Origin of the sequence: Citrobacter sp. S55_ASV_140 (genome assembly GCF_018919505.1) — a bacterium.
GTDB classification, from domain to species: Bacteria; Pseudomonadota; Gammaproteobacteria; order Enterobacterales; family Enterobacteriaceae; genus Citrobacter; species Citrobacter werkmanii.
This window is the reverse complement of the sequence record NZ_JAHLQZ010000159.1, coordinates 1-9,457: the sequence shown is the minus strand read 5'-3', so window position 1 is coordinate 9,457 and position 9,457 is coordinate 1. Positions and strand designations below refer to the sequence as shown.

Annotated in this window: 8 protein-coding genes; 2 read left to right on the top strand and 6 right to left on the bottom strand. The window is 54.6% G+C overall.

The genetic code is table 11. The annotated features are described in order from the left end of the window. The first annotated feature begins 67 nt into the window (after positions 1-67). On the top strand, positions 68-619 hold the full coding sequence (yjgA, locus tag KQJ18_RS18365; protein ID WP_038636638.1) for a ribosome biogenesis factor YjgA: 552 nt from the start codon (positions 68-70) through the stop codon (positions 617-619). A 98-nt stretch (positions 620-717) separates the two neighbouring features. Here the strand turns inward: yjgA and mpl are convergent, their stop codons facing one another. After that, entirely contained in the window at positions 718-2,094 is a 1,377-nt protein-coding gene (gene mpl, locus KQJ18_RS18360; RefSeq protein WP_038636634.1) for a UDP-N-acetylmuramate:L-alanyl-gamma-D-glutamyl-meso-diaminopimelate ligase, read from the bottom strand. A gap of 175 nt (positions 2,095-2,269) precedes the next feature. Between mpl and fbp the strand changes: the two genes are divergently transcribed. Beyond that, positions 2,270-3,268: a class 1 fructose-bisphosphatase gene (fbp, locus tag KQJ18_RS18355; protein WP_032940279.1), complete on the top strand. Its 999-nt coding sequence runs from the start codon at positions 2,270-2,272 to the stop codon at positions 3,266-3,268. 99 nt (positions 3,269-3,367) lie between these two features. Here the strand turns inward: fbp and KQJ18_RS18350 are convergent, their stop codons facing one another. The 5 genes from KQJ18_RS18350 to ytfQ form a co-directional block, all read right to left on the bottom strand. After that, complete coding sequence (locus tag KQJ18_RS18350; protein ID WP_074458528.1) at positions 3,368-4,480, bottom strand: methyl-accepting chemotaxis protein; 1,113 nt, start codon at positions 4,478-4,480, stop codon at positions 3,368-3,370. Positions 4,481-4,583: 103 nt separating this feature from the next. After that, a complete protein-coding gene (yjfF, locus tag KQJ18_RS18345; RefSeq protein ID WP_085048453.1) occupies positions 4,584-5,585 on the bottom strand; it encodes a galactofuranose ABC transporter, permease protein YjfF in 1,002 nt (333 codons plus the stop codon). Beyond that, positions 5,572-6,594 (bottom strand): galactofuranose ABC transporter, ATP-binding protein YtfT, encoded by a 1,023-nt coding sequence (gene ytfT, locus KQJ18_RS18340; protein WP_038642975.1) that lies wholly within the window; start codon positions 6,592-6,594, stop codon positions 5,572-5,574. The genes yjfF and ytfT overlap by 14 nt, the downstream gene beginning before the upstream one ends. A 13-nt stretch (positions 6,595-6,607) precedes the next feature. Then, on the bottom strand, positions 6,608-8,110 hold the full coding sequence (ytfR, locus tag KQJ18_RS18335; RefSeq protein ID WP_216422457.1) for a galactofuranose ABC transporter, ATP-binding protein YtfR: 1,503 nt from the start codon (positions 8,108-8,110) through the stop codon (positions 6,608-6,610). Positions 8,111-8,238: 128 nt separating this feature from the next. Further along, a complete protein-coding gene (gene ytfQ, locus KQJ18_RS18330) occupies positions 8,239-9,195 on the bottom strand; it encodes a galactofuranose ABC transporter substrate-binding protein YtfQ (protein ID WP_216422456.1) in 957 nt (318 codons plus the stop codon). Positions 9,196-9,457 lie beyond the last annotated feature (262 nt).

The window sequence follows — 9,457 nt, the reverse complement described above, 5'->3', positions numbered from 1 at the left end:
ACAGAGAACCGTTTTTCAGTGCGCATCTTAACTGGTAACATTAGCCTCTTTTTTTAAGGAGCCTGACATGACTAAGCAGCCCGAAGACTGGCTCGACGACGTTCCCGGTGATGACATCGAAGACGAAGACGATGAAATTATCTGGGTCAGTAAAAGTGAAATAAAACGTGACGCCGAGGAGTTAAAACGCCTGGGTGTGGAACTGGTAGAACTGGGGAAAAACGCGCTGGATAAAATCCCGCTCGACGCGGATTTACGTGCCGCCATTGAGCTGGCCCAGCGCATTAAGATGGAAGGTCGCCGCCGCCAGCTGCAGCTGATTGGCAAAATGTTGCGCCAGCGCGATGTTGATCCTATCCGTCAGGCGCTGGACAAGCTGAAAAACCGTCACAACCAGCAGGTTGTTGTCTTCCATAAGCTGGAGCAACTGCGTGACCGTATGGTTGACGGCAGCGATGAAGCCATCGAAGAAGTGATGAACCTGTGGCCTGACGCCGACCGTCAGCAACTGCGTTCTCTGGTGCGTAACGCCAGGAAAGAAAAAGCGGGCAACAAGCCGCCGAAATCAGCGCGTCAGATTTTCCAGTACCTGCGAGAACTGGCAGAAAACGAGGCGTAACCTCTTCGTCTGCCGAAAGTGCCGGATGGCGGTGCAAATACCTTATCCGGCCTACAACGCATCGTAGGCCCGGTAAGCGTAGCGCCACCGGGCATTTTTTACTCTTCTTCTGCCTGAGCTTTCTTCGCCAGGCCATCCAGCAGTTTTTGATGGATGCCGCCAAACCCGCCGTTGCTCATCACCAGGATATGATCGCCAGGCTGTGCGGTTTTCACCACCATATCTGCCAGCGCATCGACATCGCCGCTCCAGTGCGCAGGCTGAACGCAGGCTTCAGCGACTTCCGCCACTTGCCACGGAATATGCGGTGGTTGCAGCAGGAACACTTCATCCGCGCGTCCTAACGACGGCGCCAGATCGTCTTTGCTCAGGCCCATTTTCATGGTGTTCGAGCGAGGTTCCAGTACCGCGATAATGCGCGCAGTGCCGCCCACTTTACCGCGCAGTGCGGCAAGCGTTGCCAGAATCGCCGTCGGGTGGTGAGCAAAATCGTCATACACCGTCACGCCGTTCGCTTCGCCGCGCAGTTCAAGACGACGACGGGCGTTGATGAACGAGCCCAGCGCATTCGCCGCGTCGGCAGGCGCTACGCCAACATGACGGGCAGCCGCAATCGCCATCAGACCGTTGTGCATGTTATGTTCGCCGACCAGGCCCCACTTCACCTCGCCCACTTTTTCACCGTCCAGCCACACTTCCCAAACGGATGCATCGGTGGTCAGCTTTTTCGCCTGCCAGTGACCCTGTTCACCCACCAGCTCTTGTTCGCTCCAGCAGCCCATCGCCATCGTCTGTTTCAGATTGATGTCGTTTTCCGGGTAGATGATGCGTCCCTGGCCCGGCACGATACGTACCAGGTGATGGAACTGTTTCTGAATAGCTTTCAGATCGTCAAAGATGTCCGCGTGATCGAACTCAAGGTTATTGAGGATCAGCGTACGCGGGCAGTAATGCACAAATTTAGAACGCTTATCGAAGAAGGCGCAGTCGTACTCATCCGCCTCAATCACGAAGAAGTCGCTTTCGCCCAGACGCGCAGAAACCTCAAAGTTGCCCGGTACGCCGCCGATCACAAAGCCAGGCTTATAGCCGCAGGCTTCAAGGATCCAGGTCGCCATTCCGGCAGTGGTGGTTTTACCGTGCGTCCCCGCAACCGCCAGCACCCAGCGATCGCGCAGCACAAAGTCATGCAGCCATTGCGGGCCGGACATGTATGGAATGTTCTTCTCAAGCACCGCTTCCACGCAGGGATTACCACGGGTCATGGCGTTGCCGATGATCACCAGGTCCGGCTGCGGGTCGAGCTGGCTGGCATCGTAACCCTGAATTAAATCAATGCCTTGCTTCTCAAGTAAGGTACTCATCGGCGGATACACATTGGCGTCCGAACCGGTTACTTCATGACCAAGCGAGCGCGCCAGCATCGCCAGACCGCCCATGAAAGTGCCACAAATTCCCAAAATATGAATGCGCATACGTCACTATCCTTTTTTAATCTGGGGGCCATTTTACGCACATGTCCGGCAAGTGAGAAACGCATTTCAGGATATTCCGTAGTTTGCTGGCGCGATTCACCTAAGCGCAACAATGGAAATATTTGTTAATATTGTTGCGGTCGCTTTACTCCACATAAATTGCAGGGAAAGTGTTATGAAAACGTTAGGTGAATTTATTGTCGAAAAGCAGCACGAGTTTTCTCATGCTACTGGTGAACTCACTGCTTTGTTGTCGGCAATAAAGCTGGGCGCCAAGATCATCCACCGCGATATCAACAAGGCCGGTCTGGTCGATATCCTGGGTGCCAGCGGTGCTGAGAACGTGCAGGGAGAGGTTCAGCAGAAGCTCGATCTGTTCGCGAACGAAAAACTGAAAGCTGCACTGAAGGCGCGCGACATTGTGGCGGGCATTGCCTCGGAAGAAGAAGATGAAATCGTCGTCTTCGAAGGCTGCGAACACGCAAAATATGTTGTGCTAATGGATCCGCTGGATGGCTCATCCAACATCGATGTTAACGTCTCTGTCGGTACGATTTTCTCTATTTACCGCCGCGTAACCCCAGTCGGCACACCGGTTACGGAAGAGGATTTCCTGCAGCCGGGCAACAAGCAGGTTGCTGCGGGCTACGTGGTTTATGGTTCTTCCACCATGCTGGTATATACCACCGGCTGTGGCGTACACGCCTTTACCTACGATCCTTCTCTGGGCGTATTCTGCCTCAGCCAGGAACGTATGCGCTTCCCGGTAAAAGGCAGCACGTACTCCATTAACGAAGGCAACTACATCAAATTCCCGAATGGCGTGAAGAAGTACATTAAATTCTGTCAGGAAGAAGATAAGTCAACCCAGCGCCCGTACACCTCGCGCTACATTGGCTCTCTGGTTGCGGATTTCCATCGCAATCTGCTGAAGGGCGGGATCTACCTGTACCCAAGCACCGCCAGCCACCCGCAAGGGAAACTGCGTCTGCTGTACGAATGCAACCCGATGGCCTTCCTGGCCGAGCAGGCGGGCGGCAAAGCCAGCGATGGTAAAGAACGTATTCTGGATATCATTCCGGAAAGCCTGCACCAGCGCCGTTCCTTCTTCGTGGGCAATGACCATATGGTTGAAGATGTAGAACGCTTTATCCGCGAGTTCCCGGACGCATAAACGCCCTATCCCGGCCTACTGTACGTTGTAGGCCGGATAAGCGAAGTCGCAATCGGCATGATGCAGTGACCGACTTCGCATTATCAGGCCTACGTTCGGTTACGTTGTCTGTAGCTTAAACGCCGCCATCGCCTCCAGCAGCGCATGTGACTGCTCTTCCAACGAGCGGGTAGCCGCTGAAGACTGCTGTACCAGTGCCGCATTTTGCTGCGCCGTTTCATCCATCTGAATCACCGCGATATTCACCTGCTCTATGCCGCGACTCTGCTCCTGGGACGCGCTGGCGATTTCACGCATCAGCTTAGTCATGCGCATCACCTCAGTGGCAATCTCATCCATGGTTTCGCCCGCCTGCTGCGCCAGCTCGCTCCCTTCACCGACGTGAGTGTGCGAATCGCTGATTAACGCGCGGATCTCTTTTGCCGCTTCGGCGCTGCGGCTGGCCAGATTACGTACTTCACCAGCGACAACCGCAAAACCCCGTCCTTGCTCACCGGCCCGCGCCGCTTCAACGGAGGCATTGAGCGCCAGAATATTGGTCTGGAATGCGATGCCGTCAATCACGCTAAGGATGTCGGCAATACGACTGGAACTGCCGGCAATATCGCGCATTTTCTCGATCACATAGCACACCATCTCGCTGCCGCGATCGGCGGTATCCGATACCGATTTTGCCAACTGGTGCGCCTGTTCGGCGTTGTCCGCATTCTGTTTCACGGTCGCCGTTAACTCTTCCATGCTGGCAGCGGTCTGTTCCAGCGACGTGGCTGTCGATTCAGTACGCTGCGCCAGATGCTGGTTTCCGGCCGTCAGTTCACGGCTACCGATATCAATTTGCGAGCTGGCGTCACGCACGCGTTGCACCGAGTCGCCCAGCGCATGGCGCATTTCATCCATTGCCGCGTTGAGACGGTTGAATTCGGCGCTGGCCGACGGCGCGCTAACTGGCGACAAATCGCCTGTCGCCAGACGTTCCAGCTGTTCAACAATGTTATCCAGCGGTTTGAGAAACTTATTTCGCAGCATAAACCAAATAACCGCCAGCAAGGCGATGGCCGCCAGCATTGCTGCACTCATAATACCGTGATAAATCAATGAAGTAATAATGCGGGTAGAGGCGTATAGCCCCATCCCGCCGGTCAGCAACAGCAGAAACGCCAGCAGAGACAATAACACCAACAAACTTGATCGAATTGAAAGGGATTTTGGCATTGTTATATTTCCGGTTGTAGGGTTAAAACAGACCTGTACAGAACCTATCGACTACAACCGGAAAAAGTTTAGGTATTTAAATGTCTCTTGAAAAATCAGGATGTTACTTTGGTGTCGCCGCCGTGCTTACGCGGCTGACCGGCGAGCTTTGACGATTTTCCCAAAGCACCGTGAGACCGCGTTGTAAGGCAATAAAAATAAACAATAAAATACCAATCGCGATCTTGGTCCACCAGGAACTTAATGTGCCGTCAAAATTAATGTAGGTCTGGATCAGGCCCTGAATAGCCACGCCAAACAAGGTGCCTAAAACCGTACCCACTCCGCCGCTCAACAGCGTACCGCCAATCACGACTGAGGCAATCGCATCCAGCTCGACACCGACGCCCGCCAGCGCATAACCGGCCTGGGTGTAAATTGAAAAAACAATGCCGGCAAGCGTGGCCAGGCCGGTAGACAACATATAAATACGGATGGTGGTGCTGCGGGTGGAGATCCCCATCAGGTTAGCAGAGGTGGCGTTGCCGCCAATCGCATATACCTGATTGCCAAACCGTGTACGGTGCGCGAGGAAGATGCCGATGACCACCACCGCCAGCATCAGCAAACCCATCGCACTCAGACGACCGCCGCCGGGAATTTTCCATGCCAGACTGGAGAGCGTGTCATAAACCGGATGGTTAATCGGGATCGACTCTTCAGAAACCAGATAGCTAACGCCGCGCAAAAAGAACATTCCCGCCAGGGTAATGATAAACGCCGGGATCTTCAGCGCATCAATCAGTAATCCCATAAACGCGCCAAACGCGCAGCCCATCAGCAGAATCAGGGGGAAGGCCAGTAACGGAGAAATCCCCCAGTAGCCAATCGCCTTTGCCAGAAATACGCCGGTAAAGGCAATCACCGAGCCAACGGAAAGGTCGATCCCGCCAGAGAGAATCACGAAGGTCATGCCGACGGCGATAATCCCTAAAAAAGCGTTATCGGTCAGGATATTGCAAATCACCCGGGTGGAAGCAAAAGCCGGAAATTGCGTCAAGCAGTAGAGGTAGCCCAGCACAAACACGCCGAGGGTGATCATCAGCGGTAAATTACGTTTTATCATGACCACGCACTCCTTTTATCAGGCTGATAAAGCGTTGTGACTGCACAACCAGCACACACAACACCACGACGGCTTTGACCACCTGATTCAGTTCCGGCTGGAAGCCCGACAGTAAAATCCCGGTGTTCATCCCCTGAATAATTAACGCGCCTATCACCGACAGCAGCAGGTTAAAGCGCCCGCCCATCAGCGAACCGCCGCCAATGACCACCGCCAGAATAGCGTCCAGCTCCAGCCATAATCCGGCGTTATTCGCATCCGCGCCGCGAATATCCGCGGTAACAATGATCCCGGCGATAGCGGCACACAGGCCGCTCAAGACATAGGTAAGCATCACAATAATGCGGGTGTTGACCCCGGCGTTTTTCGCCGCGCGAATGTTGATACCCACCGCTTCAATAAACATGCCCAGCGCCGTTTTCCGCGTCAGCAGCCAGAACACCACCAGCGTCAGTAGCGCAATAATCACCGGCGTGGGGAACAGTAACAGTGAGCCGCTGCCAAGCCAGGAAAGCTCAGGCGAGTTGAAGGTGACGATCTGCCCGGAGGTGATCAACTGCGCGACGCCGCGCCCGGCAACCATCAGGATCAGCGTGGCGACGAACGGTTGGATCTTGAGGATGGCCACCAGAACTCCGTTCCACAATCCCGCCAGAATGCCGGAGCCTAAAGCGGCAAGCAGCACTACCGGCAGGCTGTGCCCGGCCACCGTCATCGCCGCGGTCGTCGCCCCGGCAATGGCCATCACAGCGCCAACGGAAAGATCAATGCCGCCAGTGGCAATCACCAGCGTCATACCAATCGCCAACAGCGCCACGGGTGCGGCGCGGTTGAGAATATCAATCGGGCTACCGAACAGCCGACCATCCTGCAAAATCACCTGATAGAAGTGCGGCGCGACCAGACTGTCCACCAGCAGCACCAGCAGTAGCGCCACCAGCTGTGGCATTCCCTTGGGCCAATGAAACCGTCGTTCAGGCGGATTGGATTGAGGGAGAGATTGAGGCATCACCATAGTCTCCTTAGGCCGCAATGGCGTTCATGATCGCCGGGACGGACAATTCAGCCAGTGGGATCTCGGCCACCTGTTTGCGATCGCGCATAATAATGACCCGATCGGCATAACCCACCAGTTCTTCCAGTTCCGATGAGATAACCAGCAGGGCCAAACCATCGGCACACAGCGTTTCGATCAGGCGGATGATCTCGGCATGCGCGCCGACGTCGATCCCGCGCGTGGGTTCATCGAGGATCAGAAACTGCGGTTTGGTCAGTAACCAGCGCGACAGCAAGACTTTTTGCTGATTGCCGCCGGAGAGAAATTCGATCGGCTGTTCGGCGTTAGGGGTGCGAATACCAAGCTGGCGAATAAAGCGCTCGGCAATCTCGTTTTGTTCTTTGCGGGGAATGGGGCGCAACCAACCGCGCTGCGCCTGCAACGCCAGAATGATATTTTCCCGCACCGAGGCGGCGGCAATAATGCCATCCGTTTTGCGATCCTCCGGGCAAAAACCGATCCCCATGCACGAAGCCTGATGCGGCGATCGCAAGGTCTGCGGTTTACCTTTGATCAGTGCGCTGCCGCTGTCGGCGGGTTTGATGCCGAAGATCACCTCCGCCGTTTCCGTTCGCCCGGATCCCAGCAGTCCGGCGAGACCGACGATCTCACCGGGACGCACTTGCAGATCGAACGGGGCGATAGTGCCTTTCTTACCAAAATCACTAAACGCCGCCACCGGTTTATCGCTCAGCAACGTGCGGCCCGCACGCTGTAACGCGTGGGTATCCAGTTCGCGGCCCAGCATCATTTTGACCAGTTCGATCTGCGGCAGCGCATGGGTTTCACGGCAGCCCACAAAGCCGCCGTTACGCAGGACGGTGATGCGATCGCTGACCTGATAAACCTGATCGAGGAAGTGGGTGACGAAGATCAGACTGACGCCGCGATCGCGCAGATGCCGCATCAGGCCGAACAGCATTTCAACTTCCTGGGTATCGAGGCTGGCGGTAGGTTCATCGAGGATCAGTACCTTCGCAGAGAGATCGATCGCCCGACAAATGGCGACGATCTGCTGCATTGCCACGGAAAAGCGGTTCAGCGGCTCGCGCACATCAAGGGAAAAACCGTACGACGCCATCAGTTCCGTCGCGCGCTTTTCCATCTGTTTGCGCTGCAACAGGCCAAAGCGCCGCGGTTCGCGGCCAATAAACAAGTTATCCGCTACCGACATATTGGGCAGCAGGTTCACTTCCTGGTACACGGTGCCAATCCCCAGTTGCTGGGCATGGGCGGTATTTTTGGGGGAGACAGGCTGGCCTTCGAGCCAGATCGTGCCGCGATCGGCATGATATACACCGGTCAACGCTTTGATCAGCGTCGATTTCCCCGCCCCGTTTTCGCCGAGCAATGCCATGATCTCGCCGCGTCGCAGGCTGAAATCCACGTTATCCAGCGCTTTGACGCCGGGAAAGAATTTACTTAAGCCCTCTGTACGGAGGATTTCCTGGTGTTGGTCGGTGGTCATGGCATTCCTCCGGCATCGTTTTAACCGGCCTGGATGTAGGCCGGATAAGACGCATTTGCGTCGACATCCGGCATCTCAACGCCTGATGGTGCTGCGCTTATCAGGCCTACGGGTATACTCTGGGAAAACTAGTAGCCCATGTTTTTCTTCTTCTCTAGCTCTTCTTTCGCGGTATTCGGCAGATAGAGGATCGATTTGGTAATGGTCAGCTTCTCAGGCATCGTGCCGTCTTTTTTGAATTTCTCCAGCGCGTCAAATGCCGGGCCTGCCATGTTCGGCGTCAGCTCGACGCTGGCGTTGGCTTCACCATCAATCATCGCTTTGTAGATATCCGGTACGCCGTCGATTGACCCCGTCAGAATGTCTTTGCCTGGTTTCAGGCCCGCCTCTTTGATCGCCTGAATAGCGCCGATCGCCATGTCATCGTTGTGGGCGTAAACCATGCAGATGTTCTTGCCGTTGTTTTCCGCTTTAATAAAGCTCTCCATCACTTCTTTCCCTTTACTGCGGGTGAAGTCGCCGGACTGAGAGCGGATAATTTTGATGTTTGGCGCGTTAGCGATGGCTTCAGCGAACCCTTTCTTACGATCGATCGCCACGCTGGCGCCAACGGTTCCTTGTAGCTCAACGACGTTACACGGCTTGCCGTTCACTTCTTTAATCAGCCAGTCGCCGATTAATTTGCCTTCCAGCACGTTATCGGCGGTGACGGTAGTCATATAGAGAGATTTGTCTTTTACATCGATGGAACGATCGAGCAAAAAGACCGGAATGTCGGCATCTTTGGCCTCTTTTAACACCGGCTCCCAACCTGTTGCCACGACCGGCGCAATAAAGATGGCATCGACGCCCTGGGCAACAAATGAGCGGACTGCTTTAATCTGGTTTTCCTGCTTTTGCTGGCCGTCAGCGATTTTCAGCGTAATTCCGCGCTTTTCGGCCTCGCTTTTCGCCACGTTGGTTTCTGCGGCGCGCCAGCCGGATTCAGAGCCAACCTGCGAAAATCCTACGGTTAATGGGGCTGCCATTGCCATAGACGACATGGCTGCCGAAACTGCTGTGACTATAAGTAAGCGCTTCCACATAAGTGCGTCCTCGTAGGGTGATTATTGTTGGTTAATAAACCGTCGCGAAAAAACTATAGACAATTGAGCATGTAACGGATTGCGTTACATCACACTTCAAAAAAGTAAATAAAACGTTAATCACAAGTTTGTAATCGCTTTCATATCACTATGAAAAATGCGGCTGAAGATATGGATTTTTCTGTCACCAGAGAGGAGCAAAAAGAAGAAAATGGGAGTAGAGAAAGCGAAAACAAGCGGAGACATTCCGCGCGAGTTGGCT

Bases quoted from the DNA above. Each gene is read 5' to 3' on its own strand.
- yjgA (WP_038636638.1), top strand. From the start codon at position 68: ATGACTAAGCAGCCCGAAGACTGGCTCGACGACGTTCCCGGTGATGAC.
- mpl (WP_038636634.1), bottom strand. From the start codon at position 2,094: ATGCGCATTCATATTTTGGGAATTTGTGGCACTTTCATGGGCGGTCTG.
- fbp (WP_032940279.1), top strand. From the start codon at position 2,270: ATGAAAACGTTAGGTGAATTTATTGTCGAAAAGCAGCACGAGTTTTCT.
- KQJ18_RS18350 (WP_074458528.1), bottom strand. From the start codon at position 4,480: ATGCCAAAATCCCTTTCAATTCGATCAAGTTTGTTGGTGTTATTGTCT.
- yjfF (WP_085048453.1), bottom strand. From the start codon at position 5,585: ATGATAAAACGTAATTTACCGCTGATGATCACCCTCGGCGTGTTTGTG.
- ytfT (WP_038642975.1), bottom strand. From the start codon at position 6,594: ATGCCTCAATCTCTCCCTCAATCCAATCCGCCTGAACGACGGTTTCAT.
- ytfR (WP_216422457.1), bottom strand. From the start codon at position 8,110: ATGACCACCGACCAACACCAGGAAATCCTCCGTACAGAGGGCTTAAGT.
- ytfQ (WP_216422456.1), bottom strand. From the start codon at position 9,195: ATGTGGAAGCGCTTACTTATAGTCACAGCAGTTTCGGCAGCCATGTCG.